The sequence below is a fragment of the Marinoscillum sp. MHG1-6 genome, assembly GCF_024714475.1.
Taxonomy (GTDB): domain Bacteria; phylum Bacteroidota; class Bacteroidia; order Cytophagales; family Cyclobacteriaceae; genus JAMZMI01.
In genome coordinates, this window is the sequence record NZ_JAMZMI010000001.1 from 23,089 (window position 1) to 39,339 (window position 16,251).

Genomic DNA, 16,251 nt, shown 5'->3' on the forward strand with positions numbered 1-16,251 from the left:
TTATGAATTCGCTCCGGTCACGACTTTCGCAAATCGAACCACTTTGTCATTTAAGAAGTATCCGTTCTCCACTACATCCACCACTTTTCCGGCCATCTCTTCACCGGCTGGGATCTGTGTGATTGCCTCATGAAAGTCATCATTGAAATCTGTCCCCTTTTCGATCTCCATCTTCTTCAGACCTTTTGTTTCTAAAGTCTTTTTGAACTTGTTATAGATCAGGTCCATACCTTCTTTGGCTGCTTCAAACCCCTCGCTCGCCTGCAGGGAATTTATCGCACGCTCAAAATCATCTAATACCGGAATCAAATCAGACATCAGATTTTGGTTTGCCGAGTTGATCAGTTCTAGTTTCTCCTTTGAAGTTCTTCTTCTGAAATTTTCAAACTCAGAATACAATCGAAGGTATTTATCCTTCGACTCTGCCACCTCAATTTTCAACTGCTCCAGTTCATCCGGCTCCTCGACTTGCTCGGTCGCTTCTTCTTTAGCCTCCTCAGATTGAGTTTGTTGGGTTTGATCCTGAGTCACTTCTTCTTTTATTTCAGCCTGCTCCTTTTCTTCCACTTTATCTTTTTGCATACTTCTATTAAGGTTTTAGACGCTGTGCGTCTGTCAATTTCTTTGCCAAAGGGTATTCTTATGACAAGATGACAGAAATACGAACGAAACCGCAAATTTAGCATAGAAACTGTGTCACATCATACCCGCATGCAGGCATATCTTCATTTACCCAATCATGAAGCTAAGAGACGTTTTATTTTTGAAAGATTGTCAAGTCGCCTGCAGGACTTATTCGCTGATTCGCGCTTATTTGAGACGACTCGAAAAGCAGGATATATCCATCAACAAAAGCGTATTTACCATAGACAATGGAACTCATTTGATTCGTTCGACCTGGCTGTGATTGTGTGACGCTTTGAAACTTAAATTGTTCGCCCTTCACCCAATCCTTTTCATGTTTTGACAACTGCTCCTCAAAAGTTGCCTTATTCCACCCTTGCTGAATTTCAGTATCAACCACAAAACCATTAATCAAAGGGTGCTGAACGCCCACCTCAAATCCAAAAAGGTTTTTGACGAGCGTAATGAGTGATGAAGATTTTTCATCGTAATAAACCTCCAATATTTTTTGCCCAAAACGATAGGTACGCCCATCTTTTAGTTGAATAAAGTAGGCTCCATTATTATCCACATACCTTCCTTCATCCTGCCGATCTTTTACGTTTATTATCGCTAACTGGAGTTCCGGAACAACAAAAAAAGTATCATTCAAATACTCGAACTCCAAATCATACGCTCGAAGTAAACGGTAACCGAATGTCAAGCTATCGAATGTCGATCTGCTCCGCTGGCTATTGATGGTTTGATAATCACCGGGTTTATTTTGACTTTCAGTATAGGCAACCTCAAGGATACTATCGGCCACATTCACATGAATATGAGTGATACTGTCCTCTTTAATTTCGAGGATTCCGCTCATTGAACCATTCTCAGCATAGAATAAGGCTTCATAGGTCCCGGTTGGAATTTTATCTGCCTTCCATTCATACCTCGTTTTATCACTAACCATATCCAACTGGGCAATCCGAATTTGAATGGACACAGGGAAGGACTGTATTAGAAGGCTCCCGGTACCTCGCTCGGCAATGGCTTCTGCACCACTTTGAGTGATGATGATTTCCGGGTTAAACGGATTACCAGGCTTGTACGTAAAAACCTGTCCGGCCGTAAGATTTACCTGTCCCTTAAAAGGTTCACTGCCTTCTTTGACCATTTTTACATTGTGAACCCCGGGTGTCAGATCCTCAACAACCAAACCTCCCACTTCCGCCGTGGTTCTACCTCTATAGATCCCATCCACAAAAATCATCAGATCCTGTTCGGCTACAACCTGAAGATGTGCATTCTGGGCCCAGGCCTGAATAATGGTGAGGTGACAAAAAAAGAAAAGCAAAACCGTTTTCATGTAATCAGTTTTGCTTTCAATATACGAAAAGACTGAATGTCTGATAATAAAATACTCGTTAAGCATGCAGGCAGAAACTAGCTCACTTTATCTGCCATCACATTGTAGATAGGATCTTCAATGATATTTACATCGATCAGCTTCTCAGCATTCTTGAGCAACCTTCTGCAATCCGGACTCAGGTGCTTCAGGTGAAGAGTTTTACCTGAGTTGGAATACCTCTCAGTTATTTTATTCAGTGCTTCAATCCCTGACATGTCTGCCACCCTGCTTTCCGCAAAATCTATGATCACTTCGTCCGGATCATTATTCACATCAAATTTTTCATTGAAGGCCGTTACAGAACCAAAGAATAGCGGACCAAAGATTTCATAGTGCTTCACTCCCTGATCATCTACATATTTTCTGGCTCGAATTCGCTTGGCATTTTCCCAGGCAAATACCAGCGCTGATACAACAACGCCGATCAATACAGCCAACGCCAAATTATGTAGCAGCACAGTAATTAAAGCCACCAAAACTATCACGATCACATCATGCAGTGGCATCTTACCCACAGTCTTAAGGCTCGCCCACTCGAAGGTTCCAATAGATACCATGATCATTAGCCCTGTCAAAGCCGCCATTGGGAGTTGCTCAATTAGGCTCGCACCAAACATAATGAAGACCAAAAGCATCACCGCCGCAACAATCCCGGACAGTCGGGCACGCGCACCAGCTGATATATTGATCAAACTCTGACCAATCATCGCACATCCTCCCATACCGGAGAATAGACCGGAAAGGATGTTTGCGGTTCCCTGGGCCACACATTCTTTGTTACCTCTTCCTCTTGTTTGGGTGATCTCATCTATCAGGTTAAGTGTTAGCAAGCTTTCTATAAGCCCAACTCCAGCAATGATCAATGAATAAGGAAAGATAATTTGCAAAGTCTCCCAATCGAAAGGAATGGCTGGAATATGGAACGGAGGAAACCCTCCCTGAATTGAAGCAATATCACCAACCGTCCTTGTATCCAAATCCAGTCCAATAACAATTGCTGAAACGACCAGAATAGCCGAAAGCGAAGCAGGAACGAACTTGGTCAATTTCGGTAGCCCCCAAATGATCACCATGGTTACAAACACCAGACCCAGCATCATCCAAAGCTGTCCGCCGGTCATCCACTCCAGGACACCAACATCATTCATAACCTTAAATTGATCCAACTGGGCCATAAAGATTACAATGGCCAGACCGTTAACGAACCCGAACATTACCGGTTGGGGTACCAGCCTAATAAACTTACCCAATCTGAGCACTCCTGCAGCTATCTGAATAATACCAGCCAAAACGACGGCTCCAAAAATGTATTCAACCCCGTGTGAAATTGCCAGACTCACTATTACCACGGCTACAGCACCTGTAGCACCGGAAATCATTCCCGGACGACCACCCAGAATAGAGGTGATCAGGCCCATCACAAAGGCAGCATAAAGTCCCGTCAACGGAGATAGGCCCGCAATCAATGCGAAGGCAATAGCCTCTGGTATCAAAGCCAGAGCTACTGTGAGACCTGACAATATCTCATTTTTATAGTTGACTTTTTGCTTGAGGTCAAAGAGTTGGAAGTATGCTTTCATGTTATGGTTTGTTTTGTTTTTAGCCAGATGGGGCCATAAGGGCTAAAATTTGATAATGAGGCGCAAAACTAGAACTTTTTAAGGCGTAATGAAAGTCTGGCATTTTTAATCAATGAGTATCATAATTTCAGCGAGCACTCCCATACATATGAAAATGACCTATTAACTCCTTCTACATAATATTATTAAATCCACTTTTCAGATAACCTTGGATTTCAATTACCTTCGTACCCTGAAATTTTTAGAGGCATGCGACAAAAATTATTACGGGACGGAGCTAGTGAACTTTCTTATGAAATCAGGGGAATCGTAAGAAAAGCAGAGCAGATAGAGGCGCTTGGTTATCCTATTTTTTGGGAAAACATTGGAGACCCTATTCAGAAGAATCGCAAGCTTCCGGAATGGATGAAATCTGTCATCTCAGGATTACTTCATGAAGACGACACCTATAGCTATAGCCATTCCAAAGGGGTACTACAAACGCGCCAGTTTTTAGCAGAATTAAACAATCAGCGCAAAGGCGCTCAGATATCGCCTCAGGACATCACTTTCTTTAATGGTTTGGGAGATGCCATTCAAAAGATCTATCAATACCTGTTACCCACTTCAAGAGTGATAGGGCCTTCTCCTGCATACTCTACACACTCCTCAGCAGAGGCTGGCCATGCAAACCATCACCCTATCACCTATAAGCTGGACCCGGAAAACTCCTGGTACCCGGACATGGATGACCTTTATCAAAAAGTAAAATACAACCCAAGTGTTGTCGGCATCCTGATCATCAATCCCGACAATCCTACGGGTATGGTTTACCCGAAGGAGATTCTGGAGCGCATGGTGGACATTGCCAGAGAATTCGGCCTTTTCATTATTTGTGATGAGATCTATATGAACATCATTTATAATGGAGCTAAGACCGTGACGCTGGCAGAGGTTATCGGAGATGTTCCGGGAATTTCGCTCAAGGGAATTTCTAAAGAGTTTCCATGGCCTGGAGCAAGATGCGGATGGGCTGAATACTATAATCAACAGGCAGACGCTGAGTTTGCCAGACTGTGTCAGACTATTGACAATGCTAAAATGATTGAGGTCAGTTCAACGAAGCTACCTCAGAAGGCGATTCCAAAGATTATGCAGGATGAACGCTATCCGGATTTTATTAAGGAGACCAACGAGCATATTGGCAGTCGCAGCGCTTACCTCAATGAAATTTTTGGAGATGTCCCATACATCACTTTCAATCAGACCAACGGGGCGTTTTATAATACCATGATTTTCAAGCCGGGAGTATTAAACGAAAATCAAAAGCTGGAAATCTCCGATCCTAAGCTTGCTCAACTATTGGACAAGTGGCTTGAGCCGGGTATGCCATTAGATAAGAAATTTGTCTATTACCTGTTGGCAGCCAAGCAGGTTTGTATTGTTCCAATTTCCTCCTTTTGCTCTGATCTACTTGGATTCAGAATTACACTTCTTGAAGAGAATGATGAGATCCGCAAGGAAACCTTCAAACGGATCAAAGAGGGCATTATGGAATTTTGCGAATCGGCTTAAGAAAAGACCGATTTACAATCCCGGATTAAATATCAATCAAAAACTACCGTGCGGTTGTCATATACCAGCGCTTTGCGCTTAAGGTGAACATAAATAGCTCTGGATAGAACGATCTTCTCAAGGTCCTTTCCTTTTCGGACAAGGTCACTTACGGAATCCTTGTGTGAAATCTTTACCACGTCCTGCTCGATAATGGGGCCTGCATCCAGGTCAGCTGTAACATAGTGACTGGTAGCGCCGATGATCTTCACGCCCCTTTCATGCGCCCTGTGGTAAGGTTTAGCTCCTGCAAAAGCAGGTAGAAATGAGTGATGAATATTGATGATCCTATTAGGATATTGACCAATAAAATCATCGCTAAGCACCTGCATGTACCGCGCAAGTACGATAAAGTCAATTTTCAAAGCCTTGAGTAAATGAAGCTGCTGACGTTCTACTTCAGCTTTATTCTCCTTTGTCACCTCAAAATAATGAAAAGGAATACTGTGTCTCTTAGCGATCTGTTCGTGATCCCTGTGGTTAGATACGATGACCGGAATTTCGATTTGCCACTCTCCTGAATAATGTCTTGCGAGGATATCATTGAGACAGTGCGAGCTTTTTGAAACGAAGATGGCCATACGGGGTAGCTTGTCTGTAAAATGCAGCTGCCAGGTCATGTCGTGTTTACTGGCTACCTCCTCTTCGAAAACCGATTGGATATTTCCCTTTTCAATATCAAATCCCTCCAAATCCCATTGCACGCGCATCAGGAATATGCCATTCTCTTTTTCCACATGTTCATCCAAATCCACGATGTTACCATTATGGTCAGTAAGAAACCTGGTCACTGTAGCAATCAAACCCTTACGGTCAGCACAGTGGATCAATAAGATCGCATTGAGTTTCGAGTAATCCGTCATAACCCTTCTTTCAAAATCCAGCGCAAATTAATGATTAAAGCGAATATTACGCTTCAATCCGGCAAACTTGGTGCGTTTCACGGCTGATTTCTTAAATACCTTGCGAAACACCTCCTCGGTCATCTCCTCCCAATCCTGCCTGGTAAACTCCTCCCAACCCTGAGGTTCAAACGCGGGTTCTTTATGAGGCCGGGCAAAGCGATTCCAGGGACAAACCTCCTGACAAATATCACAGCCGAACACCCAATCCTGCATTTTGCCCTGAAATTCCTGAGGTATTTCATCTTTCAATTCAATAGTCAAATAGGAGATACATCTGCTCCCATCGACCACATAGGGTTCTGGAATGGCATCCGTTGGGCATGCATCCTGGCAGGCAGTACAGGTACCACAGTAGTCCTTCATCGGACCATCAGCTTCCAGTTCCAGATCAATGATCAACTCGGCCAAAAAAAAGAAACTACCCATCTCACGATTGAGCAACAAGCTGTTTTTACCTATCCAGCCCAGTCCTCCCTTTTTGGCCCATGCTCGTTCATGAACGGGAGCCGAGTCTACAAACACCCGTCCCTCAACCGATCCAATCTCTTCTTCGATCCTATGCATGAAAGTTTTTAGCTTGTCTTTGATGACAAAGTGATAGTCCTGTCCCTGCGCGTATCTTGCAATCTTGTAGGTATCCTCCTCTGGATGGTGAGTGGGGAAATAATTGTATATCAGAGAAACAACTGACTTTGCACCGGGAACGAGTTTCGTTGGGTCGAGGCGCTTATCAAAATGATTTTCTAAATATCCCATTTTTCCTTGATAACCTCGGGCAAGCCATTCTTCCAGTTGATTGGCCTCCTCAGTCAAAAGGCCTGCTTTGGAAATACCACAAAAGCTGAAACCCAGTTCCCCGGCAATGGACTTAACGATTCGTGTATTTTCTGATAGACTCACCTCAACAAAGGTAACGGGCTTTATTTCTTATCTGAATGACCTAGACTCATATCAGGAGCAATTTGATCCCGTATCAATTGCTTCAGTTCGGTGATTTCAGGGAAACGACCATTTTCCTTTCGCGAAAAAAGTAACTGGTCATCCACATAGATATTGAAATTACCTCCGGCTGTTTGCCTCAACCGGATTTCTATCACCTCCTGTTCAAATGTGGTAAAAAGCTCCTGCATCATCCAGGTAGCCCGATGCATCCAGCGACATTGTGAACAAAATTCAATGGTAATGATATTCATGATGAACTCAGTAGTTATGTAAGTAACTCGGATTTAAATCGCAAAGTGCCCTTCAGGCATGTGCATGCTTCTACTAAAAAAGCTGCCCGTTTTGTTGCGGTGGCAGTATCCCCAGATGTCTATAGGCTAGATCAGTGGCCTGACGTCCCCTTGCAGTTCTTTTGATATAGCCCTCCATGATCAGAAACGGTTCGTAAACCTCCTCTATAGTTTCTGCTTCCTCGCCACAAGCCGTAGCAATAGTACCAAGCCCTACCGGACCGCCTTTGAACTTCTCGATAATAGTAGTGAGAATTCGGTTATCCATATCATCTAGTCCATGATCATCCACATCCAGGGCTTCAAGTGCCATTTTAGAGATGTTTAGGGTGATAGCTCCGTCCCCTTTGATCTGCGCAAAATCACGTGTACGACGCAGCAGGTTGTTGGCAATCCTCGGGGTACCTCTACTTCTGCGTGCAATCTCATAGGCTGCCTCCTCATCGATCGGCGTCTGTAGTATATCAGAAGACCGGCCAACGATAGAAGTCAGCAATTTGGCATCGTAATATTCTAAGCGCGAATTGATCCCAAAACGCGCACGCAAAGGAGAGGTCAACAAACCCGAGCGGGTCGTTGCTCCTATCAGCGTAAAAGGATTCAAACCTATTTGGACCGTTCGTGCATTCGGTCCACTATCCAGCATGATGTCAATTTTATAATCCTCCATAGCTGAGTAGAGGTACTCTTCTACCACGGGATTCAGACGATGAATTTCATCTATGAACAACACATCATTTTCCTCAAGATTTGTCAATAAGCCTGCAAGCTCTCCGGGTTTATCCAGAACAGGCCCGGAAGTAACTGTTATGCCCGATCCCAACTCATTGGCGATGATATTTGAAAGTGTGGTTTTACCTAGCCCGGGAGGTCCATGAAGCAGCACATGGTCTAATGGCTCGGATCTTAGCTTGGCCGCCTGAACAAATACTTTCAGGTTGTTTACGATCTTGTCTTGTCCGGCAAAATCATCAAAGCTTAATGGACGAAGCGCTCTTTCAAACTCCTTTTCCGATGAATCCATCCCATCACTTTCACTTTTTAGGTAGTCCTCGCGCATGTACTGACTTATATTGTTTCCTTTACCAAAAGAGTTTTGTGGTTTGAGGTAAAGTTATCGAAGTTTTATACAGCGTGATATTCTTCACTCGAAATTCAGTTTTAATATTGCATAAAATTAGGTTTTGACAACTAGGAAAATCTTTTTCAGGGGTATTGTATTAATAGTGGTACTGGGTGCGCTCTACAGAGTAGTTACTTCATCCAAAACCAGTCTTTTTCATATTACCGGCCAGACAATGGGTACGATCAGCTATAATGTGAAGTACCTGAGTGAAGATAAAGTGGTGAAAAAAGGCCAAATTGACTCTCTGCTACGTGCGTTTAACCAATCTCTTTCTACCTACATTCCTAACTCTGAAATCTCCACTTTGAATAATACCGGAACTCTTGATGAGCCCAGCCAAATGTTTCGTCAGGTGCTCAATAAAAGTCAGGTCATTAATGATGCTACCAATGGGGCTTTCGACCCGACTGTCGGCCCGCTGGTGGGGGCATGGGGATTCGGGGCAGATAAGGCCTTAACCATTCCGGATAGCAACACAGTCAAAAGTCTATTGTCTCAAGTGGGATTTGCAAGAATCAGTTTTGATGCTCAAAAGGTAACGATGGACACCAGCATGTATCTGGATTTTAGTGCCATCGCTAAAGGTTATGCGGTGGATCTTGTTGGAGAGCTGCTTGATTCAAGAGGCATTAGCAACTACCTGGTGGAGATCGGGGGAGAAGTGAGCGCCAAAGGGCTGAATGATAAGGAGAAAATCTGGTCTATTGGAATAGAAGACCCAATGGTAGAGATGGATGAGCGAAAACTATTGGCGATCGTGCACCTAGACAACCTGTCATTAGCCACTTCCGGTAATTACAGAAATTACTACAAAGTAGGAGATCGGATCGTTGCCCACACCATTGATCCCCGAACCGGATACAATACCAATCACAACTTATTGAGTGCTTCGGTCTTTGCTGCAGATTGCATGACGGCGGATGCATTTGCCACGGCATTTATGGTGATCGGCAAGGATAGTTCGATATCTTTAGTAGAAGCATTGGATATTGAAGCTTTCCTAATCTATCAGAAACCAGATGGTACGCTGAGTAGTTATACATCGGAAGGTCTCCAACCTTTAATCGAAATGAATAAACTCGATGAATAAGCGCGAATGGTTCGGAGAGTGGTTTAACAGCCCCTATTATCATGTCCTTTATAATGAAAGAGATGAAAGGGAGGCGCATCAGTTTATCGACAACCTGATCAAGAAGCTTAAGCCAAAAGAGGATGCCCACTTTTTGGACGTGGCTTGTGGTCGGGGAAGACATGCCATTTACCTCAACTCCAAAGGCTTTGACGTTACCGGAATTGATTTATCCGAACAAAACCTTGTTACTGCTCGAGAGTCAGGCAATGAGCGACTTCATTTTTATCAGCACGATATGCGGGAAGTGTTCAGGGAGCATTATTTCGACTTTGCGGTAAATTTGTTTACCAGTTTTGGCTATTTCGACAGCCGGGAAGAAGACATCAAGGCGATCAAAGCGATTACCAGAGGATTGAAACCTGGTGGATATTTTCTGATAGATTTTCTAAACCCCTATGTAGTAATTAATGACCTGGTGGAAGCCGAAACCAAGATCATTGATGGCATCAAGTTTAATATCAGCCGTAAATTTGACGGTGAATTTATTTTAAAAGATATTGTATTGAACAATCGTGGTGATATCCAGTACTTTCAGGAAAAGGTTCGTGCCATAAGACGAGTAGATTTTCTTGATTACTTCCAGGAAGCCGGGCTTAAAGTAAAGGAGATCTTTGGTAACTATAACCTCAAAAAATACAAAAGTGAAAAATCCGAGAGGTTGATATTCCTCACTCAACTATGATCCTAATCATCGCCATTCTCTTTATAAGTACACTCACGGGTGGACTGATCTCTAATTCAATAGATTTTGAACCGAAGACGATCAAATACCCATTGATCTTTGCAGGTTCATTCCTTTTCGCCATTACTCTTATTCACATACTGCCTGAAATCTTCTCTTTTGGACAGGATCCAATGAGGATTGGGCTGTACATTCTGCTTGGTTTCTTCCTACAGCAGTTTCTGGAATACTTTTCATCAGGCATCGAACACGGGCATTTTCATAAAGGCCATCACCTCACCACTACCACAAAGTGGTCGATGGTTCTCGCTTTGACGATTCATTCATTGTTAGAAGGTGCCATGTTAACGCATGATTCTCCGTTTCATGGGCCTCACGAATCGCATTCATTATTGACAGGGATCATACTTCACAAAGTACCGGCTGCCTTCGCATTGATGACCACCTTAAAAACAAACGGGAAATTTACGCTATCACAATGGCTGATCTTACTGCTCTTTAGTATGGCATCTCCGATTGGACTTTTGCTGAGCAGTTCCATTCTTGAGTTGTCTCATGACCATATGCTCATTTTGTTCGCGATCGTATCCGGAAGCTTCCTTCATATCAGCACGACAATTTTCGTAGAGTCCAGTCCTGATCACCATTTTGGTAGCCGAAAAATCCTGGTGAGCGCGCTTGGAGCAGGAGTAGCGATTGCATCGGAATATTTGATATAGTCACATCCCGAAAACGTTTTCATCTAAAAAAGGTCAACTATCGTCTTAAATAGGGGTGGTGAATTATGATAAATTAAATCACAAACCCATTCTTTTACTTTTCTTGGTTAAACTTGGGGTTTATTGGAACCTAAACATATTAACCATGAGTAACACTCAACTCAAAAAGTACTGGGCTAAAAACCTAAAGTATTTATTAATCCTGCTATCCGTATGGTTTATCGTTTCCTACGGTGCAGGTATTCTCTTCGCTGACGCACTTAACAACATCAGATTAGGTGGCTTCAAACTAGGCTTCTGGTTCGCTCAGCAAGGATCCATCTTTGTTTTTGTGATCCTCATTTATGTTTATATCCGCTTGATGAACAAGCTGGATCAGGAATTTGACGTAGACGAAAAGTAATCCCATAATGACTGTACAGACCTGGACTTTTGTGATCGTTGGTTTAACGTTTGCACTATACATTCTTATTGCTATTTGGGCCAAAGCGGCCTCAACAAAAGACTTCTACGTTGCGGGTGGAGGTGTTTCTCCCCTGGCAAATGGGATGGCTACTGCGGCCGACTGGATGTCGGCGGCTTCCTTCATCTCCATGGCGGGACTCATCTCCTTTATGGGATATGATGGCGCAGTTTACCTGATGGGTTGGACGGGAGGATACGTCCTGCTCGCTCTCCTGCTGGCTCCCTATCTAAGGAAATTCGGAAAATTCACCGTGCCCGATTTTATTGGCGATCGTTACTATTCTAACATTGCCCGAACTGTGGCGGTCATTTGTGCTATCATTGTTTCATTCACCTACGTTGCAGGACAAATGCGCGGTGTTGGGGTGGTATTTGCAAGATTTCTTGAAGTGCCAGTAGAAACTGGCGTTTATATTGGAATGATCATGGTGCTTTTCTATGCCACCCTGGGCGGAATGAAGGGAATTACCTATACACAGGTAGCACAATACTGCATTTTGATCTTCGCTTTTATGGTGCCCGCATTTTTTATCTCCTTCCAATTGACAGGAAACATGCTTCCACAACTGGGATTTGGGGGTAAGGTTGCAGACGGAACCTACCTGCTTGACAAGCTTGACGGATTACACCGCGAATTAGGTTTTGCTGCCTATACTGAAGGATCAAAATCCATGATCGATGTATTCGCTATCACTTTAGCACTGATGGTTGGCACGGCAGGTCTTCCTCACGTCATCGTGAGATTTTTTACTGTAAAGAAAGTTAGCGATGCCCGAAAATCTGCCGGATGGGCACTACTGTTTATCGCGATCCTATATACCACAGCGCCAGCTATTGCCACCTTCGCCCGAACCAACCTGATCCAAACAGTGTCTGAGCAACCCTATGCTTCGGTTCCGGAATGGTTTAGCAACTGGGAAGAAACCGGTCTCATCGTGTTTGAAGACAAAAATGATGATGGTGTTATCCAGTATGTGGGCAATCAGGAGAAAAATGAATTGACCATCGATCGTGATATCATGGTACTGGCAAATCCCGAGATCGCAAATCTACCCGGGTGGATCATCGCCCTGGTAGCCGCCGGAGGACTTGCCGCAGCTCTATCAACTGCCGCAGGATTACTACTTGTGATTTCTGCGAGCATCTCTCATGACCTGATCAAGAAGCAGATCAAACCGGACATCTCAGAGAAAGGGGAGCTCTTGTGGGCTAGGATTGGATCGGTACTGGCTGTTGTGGTAGCCGGGTATTTCGGAATCAACCCTCCGGGATTTGTGGCCGCCGTGGTTGCGCTTGCCTTTGGTCTTGCTGCAGCATCATTCTTCCCTGCCATTATCCTGGGTATCTTCGACAAGCGTATGAACAAAGAAGGCGCCGTCGCCGGAATGGTCGTCGGCATTCTGTTGATGCTTTTCTACATGATGAAATTTAAACTTGGCTTATTTGGTGGAGGTACCAAAGAAGAGTGGTGGTTTGGGATTTCGCCCGAGGGATTTGGCAGCATCGCGATGTTGATCAACTTTATTATCTCCTTCGGAATTTCCAGATTTTACCCGGCACCACCGGAAGACGTGCAGGAGATGGTGGAAAGTATTCGGTACCCACGTGGCGCTGGAGCAGCCACACACCATTAGGCAGAAAATAGGGATAAAACAGCAGAAGGATACCCCGTTTCATTAAATTTAGATTAGAACCCAAAAACTACTAATAACCAATGAGTCACAAGATTCAAACCTTAAGCGGATATATACACGAATATCAAAAAAGCGTGCTCCAACCAGAGGAATTCTGGGGCAGAGTAGCTGAATCGTTTCACTGGAAAAAACCCTGGTCCAAAGTTTTGGATTGGGACTTTGAAGGACCCGATATCAAGTGGTTTGTCAACGGAAAGCTGAACATAACCGAGAACATTCTCGATCGACATTTATTTATCATGGGCGACCGACCAGCCATTATCTGGGAGCCCAACGAACCCGGCGAAGAGCACATCACTCTTACTTATAAAGAACTTTATGAAAAAGTATGCCAGTTTTCCAATGCCATGAAGGCTCAGGGAGTCGGTAAAGGTGATCGTGTGATTATCTATATGCCTATGGTCCCGGAGGCAGCCATCGCGATGTTAGCATGTGCCAGGATTGGCGCGGTGCACTCGGTAGTGTTTGCAGGCTTCTCTGCCAGCTCCCTCGCGGACAGGATCAATGACTGTGATGCCAAAATGGTATTGACCTCTGATGGAAATTTCCGCGGAACCAAAAAAATTGGCGTAAAAAGCGTGGTGGATGAAGCATTGGAAAGTTGCTCTAGTGTAGAAAAAGTCATCGTTCTAAAAAGGACCGGACAGGACGTTGCCATGGTATCTAACCGTGACCTATGGTGGAGTGATGTCATTAAAGGTCAAAGCACAGAATGCCCTGCTGAGGAGATGGATGCTGAAGACATGCTTTTTATCCTGTATACTTCTGGATCTACAGGTAAACCCAAGGGCGTGGTGCACACCTGTGGCGGCTATATGATCTATACCTATTACTCGTTTGTGAATGTATTTCAATACCAGACCGGAGACATCTACTGGTGTACAGCAGATGTAGGCTGGATCACAGGACACTCTTATATTGTGTATGGTCCATTGCTGGCTGGTGCCACAACATTAATGTTCGAAGGTGTACCAACTTATCCGCATGCCGGAAGGTTCTGGGAGATCGTAGATAAACATAAAGTCAACCAATTCTATACTGCCCCAACAGCCATTCGCGCTTTGGAAGCTTATGGACTGGAGCCGATCGAACCTTACTCTCTAGAAACATTGAAAGTGATCGGGTCAGTAGGAGAGCCGATCAACGAAGAAGCATGGCACTGGTATCATGACCATATCGGAAAAGGTAACTGTCCCCTGGTAGACACCTGGTGGCAGACAGAAACCGGAGGTATCATGATCTCTGCATTGGCGGGAATCACACCGAATAAACCAGCGCATGCCTCTTTACCTCTGCCTGGTATTCAACCAATCATCGTAGATGCTGACGGCAATGAACTGACCGGAAATAATGTGCAGGGTAACCTTTGCATTAAATTTCCATGGCCGTCAATTATCCGTACAACCTATGGCGATCATGATCGCTGCAAGCAAACTTATTTCTCCACCTACAAGGGCTTGTATTTCACCGGTGATGGCGCCAAAAGAGATCATGACGGTTACTTGAGAATCCTTGGACGGGTTGATGATGTCATCAATGTATCTGGTCATAGGATGGGAACGGCTGAGGTAGAAAATGCTATCAACGAACACCCGAAAGTCATCGAGTCTGCTGTGGTAGGCTTCCCACATGATGTGAAGGGACAAGGCATCTATGCTTTTGCTATTTGTGATATGGAAGGTCGTACCGTTGAAAACCTTAGCAATGAGATCATCCAGACGGTTAGTAAAATCATTGGGCCAATTGCGAAACCGGACAAAGTCCAAATTGTACCGGGATTACCGAAGACGCGTTCGGGAAAAATCATGCGTAGGATTCTGCGTAAGATTGCAGCTGGAGAAATGGATCAATTAGGAGATACATCCACCCTATTGAACCCTGAAGTGGTAGAAGCAATTATCGAAGGGTCAAAAAAGTAGGTTTACTTAAAGTAACTCAAGGGGTTTCTGAAATTGATTTTGGGAACCCTTTTTTATTTTCACCAAAAACCAAAAGATGATTTTAAAACAATCTGAAAATAACCTTTCACGTATGGGACTTGGACTGGCGGCCCTGGGACGTCCCGGATATATCAACCTTGGGCATAGCGAAGATCTCTCCCATGACTATGAAGAGTCAAAAATGGAACAGCAAACTCACCATATGCTGGACCTGGCCTACGAAAAAGGAGTCAGGTACCTTGATGCCGCCCAGTCCTACGGCAAAGCGGAAATATTTCTCAGCTCATGGCTCCAATCCCGTCGCCATACAGATGTCGTTGTAGGATCCAAATGGGGATACTATTATACTGCCGGATGGAAAATTGATGCTGAAAATCACGAAATTAAAGAACACACCATCGAGCGCCTCAACCAGCAATGGCCGGAAAGTAAAGAAAGACTGGATCCTTACCTCAAACTATACCAAATACACTCTGCCACTTTTGAAAGTGGGGTGTTGGAAAATACTGACGTATTAAACCGCCTCAGGCAGATCAAGGAAACAGGTTACAGCATCGGGTTGTCTGTGAGTGGCACTAAACAGGCTGATGTAATCAAAGCTGCTATGGATGTAGAAGTTGATGGTACCAGACTTTTTGATGCGGTCCAGGTGACTTACAACATCCTCGAACAATCGTGTGAGAAAGTACTCAACCAAGCCCATGGGTTGGGTATTCAGGTGATCGTGAAGGAAGGTGTAGCCAACGGTAGACTGACAAGCAGAAATCATTCGGCTCCTTACTATTCAAAATTATATGAACTGGCAGAAAAACATCAGGTAGGTATCGACAGTATCGCCTTAGCATATATCCTTTCAAAACCCTTTATTTCCATGGTACTCAGCGGCGCTGCGGTTGCAAAGCATCTGGTTTCTAACCTTCAGGCGGCTCACCTTAAACTGAATGAGTATGAATTAGATATATTGGTCTCATTGAAGATGCTTCCGGATTCTTACTGGACAGAGCGCGGAGCATTGGAATGGAATTAACTGAATTAATAAGGTCCACCCATCTCGCAAACAGTCGATAAACAGTAGTTCAGAACGGCAGTCGAGCTAACGAAACGATTATTAACAGAATTTTTCTTAAATTCTGATTTATCACCATTTCGAGGCATTTAGGAACCAGCATGGC

At 44.1% G+C, this 16,251-nt stretch carries 15 protein-coding genes; 8 read left to right on the forward strand and 7 right to left on the reverse strand.

The window, feature by feature from the left end; genetic code table 11:
* From NXR94_RS00095 to NXR94_RS00105, 3 genes are all read right to left on the reverse strand, one after another.
* Positions 1-582, reverse strand: coding sequence for a nucleotide exchange factor GrpE (locus NXR94_RS00095; protein WP_258102511.1), 582 nt, complete (start codon positions 580-582; stop codon positions 1-3).
* A gap of 175 nt (positions 583-757) precedes the next feature.
* Positions 758-1,969, reverse strand: a complete 1,212-nt coding sequence (locus tag NXR94_RS00100) for a hypothetical protein (RefSeq protein ID WP_258102512.1) — start codon at positions 1,967-1,969, stop codon at positions 758-760.
* 77 nt (positions 1,970-2,046) lie between these two features.
* On the reverse strand, positions 2,047-3,591 hold the full coding sequence (locus NXR94_RS00105) for a SulP family inorganic anion transporter (RefSeq protein ID WP_258102513.1): 1,545 nt from the start codon (positions 3,589-3,591) through the stop codon (positions 2,047-2,049).
* Positions 3,592-3,840: 249 nt separating this feature from the next.
* Between NXR94_RS00105 and NXR94_RS00110 the strand changes: the two genes are divergently transcribed.
* Positions 3,841-5,145 carry a pyridoxal phosphate-dependent aminotransferase gene (locus NXR94_RS00110; protein ID WP_258102514.1) on the forward strand — a complete coding sequence of 435 codons (1,305 nt, stop codon included), beginning with the start codon at positions 3,841-3,843 and terminating at the stop codon, positions 5,143-5,145.
* Between the two features lie 32 nt (positions 5,146-5,177).
* Here NXR94_RS00110 and purU read toward each other — a convergent pair whose 3' ends face one another.
* From purU to ruvB, 4 genes are all read right to left on the reverse strand, one after another.
* Positions 5,178-6,047 (reverse strand): formyltetrahydrofolate deformylase, encoded by an 870-nt coding sequence (purU, locus tag NXR94_RS00115; RefSeq protein WP_258102515.1) that lies wholly within the window; start codon positions 6,045-6,047, stop codon positions 5,178-5,180.
* 27 nt (positions 6,048-6,074) lie between these two features.
* Entirely contained in the window at positions 6,075-6,989 is a 915-nt protein-coding gene (gene queG / locus NXR94_RS00120; protein ID WP_258102516.1) for a tRNA epoxyqueuosine(34) reductase QueG, read from the reverse strand.
* A gap of 20 nt (positions 6,990-7,009) precedes the next feature.
* Positions 7,010-7,282, reverse strand: a complete 273-nt coding sequence (locus NXR94_RS00125; RefSeq protein WP_258102517.1) for a SelT/SelW/SelH family protein — start codon at positions 7,280-7,282, stop codon at positions 7,010-7,012.
* Between the two features lie 73 nt (positions 7,283-7,355).
* Positions 7,356-8,381, reverse strand: coding sequence for a Holliday junction branch migration DNA helicase RuvB (ruvB, locus tag NXR94_RS00130; protein WP_258102518.1), 1,026 nt, complete (start codon positions 8,379-8,381; stop codon positions 7,356-7,358).
* Positions 8,382-8,505: 124 nt separating this feature from the next.
* On the opposite strand from ruvB, the gene NXR94_RS00135 reads away from it, so the two are divergent.
* The 7 genes from NXR94_RS00135 (at position 8,506) to NXR94_RS00165 (ending at position 16,106) form a co-directional block, all read left to right on the forward strand.
* Positions 8,506-9,537 (forward strand): FAD:protein FMN transferase, encoded by a 1,032-nt coding sequence (locus tag NXR94_RS00135; protein WP_258102519.1) that lies wholly within the window; start codon positions 8,506-8,508, stop codon positions 9,535-9,537.
* Positions 9,530-10,261, forward strand: coding sequence for a bifunctional 2-polyprenyl-6-hydroxyphenol methylase/3-demethylubiquinol 3-O-methyltransferase UbiG (locus NXR94_RS00140; RefSeq protein WP_258102520.1), 732 nt, complete (start codon positions 9,530-9,532; stop codon positions 10,259-10,261). The genes NXR94_RS00135 and NXR94_RS00140 overlap by 8 nt, the downstream gene beginning before the upstream one ends.
* Positions 10,258-10,980 (forward strand): ZIP family metal transporter, encoded by a 723-nt coding sequence (locus NXR94_RS00145; protein WP_258102521.1) that lies wholly within the window; start codon positions 10,258-10,260, stop codon positions 10,978-10,980. Before NXR94_RS00140 ends, NXR94_RS00145 begins: the two co-directional genes overlap by 4 nt.
* Before the next feature lie 145 nt (positions 10,981-11,125).
* Entirely contained in the window at positions 11,126-11,383 is a 258-nt protein-coding gene (locus NXR94_RS00150) for a DUF4212 domain-containing protein (protein WP_258102522.1), read from the forward strand.
* Between the two features lie 7 nt (positions 11,384-11,390).
* A complete protein-coding gene (locus NXR94_RS00155; protein WP_258102523.1) occupies positions 11,391-13,079 on the forward strand; it encodes a sodium:solute symporter family protein in 1,689 nt (562 codons plus the stop codon).
* 80 nt (positions 13,080-13,159) lie between these two features.
* On the forward strand, positions 13,160-15,058 hold the full coding sequence (gene acs, locus NXR94_RS00160; protein ID WP_258102524.1) for an acetate--CoA ligase: 1,899 nt from the start codon (positions 13,160-13,162) through the stop codon (positions 15,056-15,058).
* A gap of 76 nt (positions 15,059-15,134) precedes the next feature.
* Positions 15,135-16,106, forward strand: a complete 972-nt coding sequence (locus tag NXR94_RS00165) for an aldo/keto reductase (RefSeq protein ID WP_258102525.1) — start codon at positions 15,135-15,137, stop codon at positions 16,104-16,106.
* Positions 16,107-16,251: the final 145 nt, after the last annotated feature.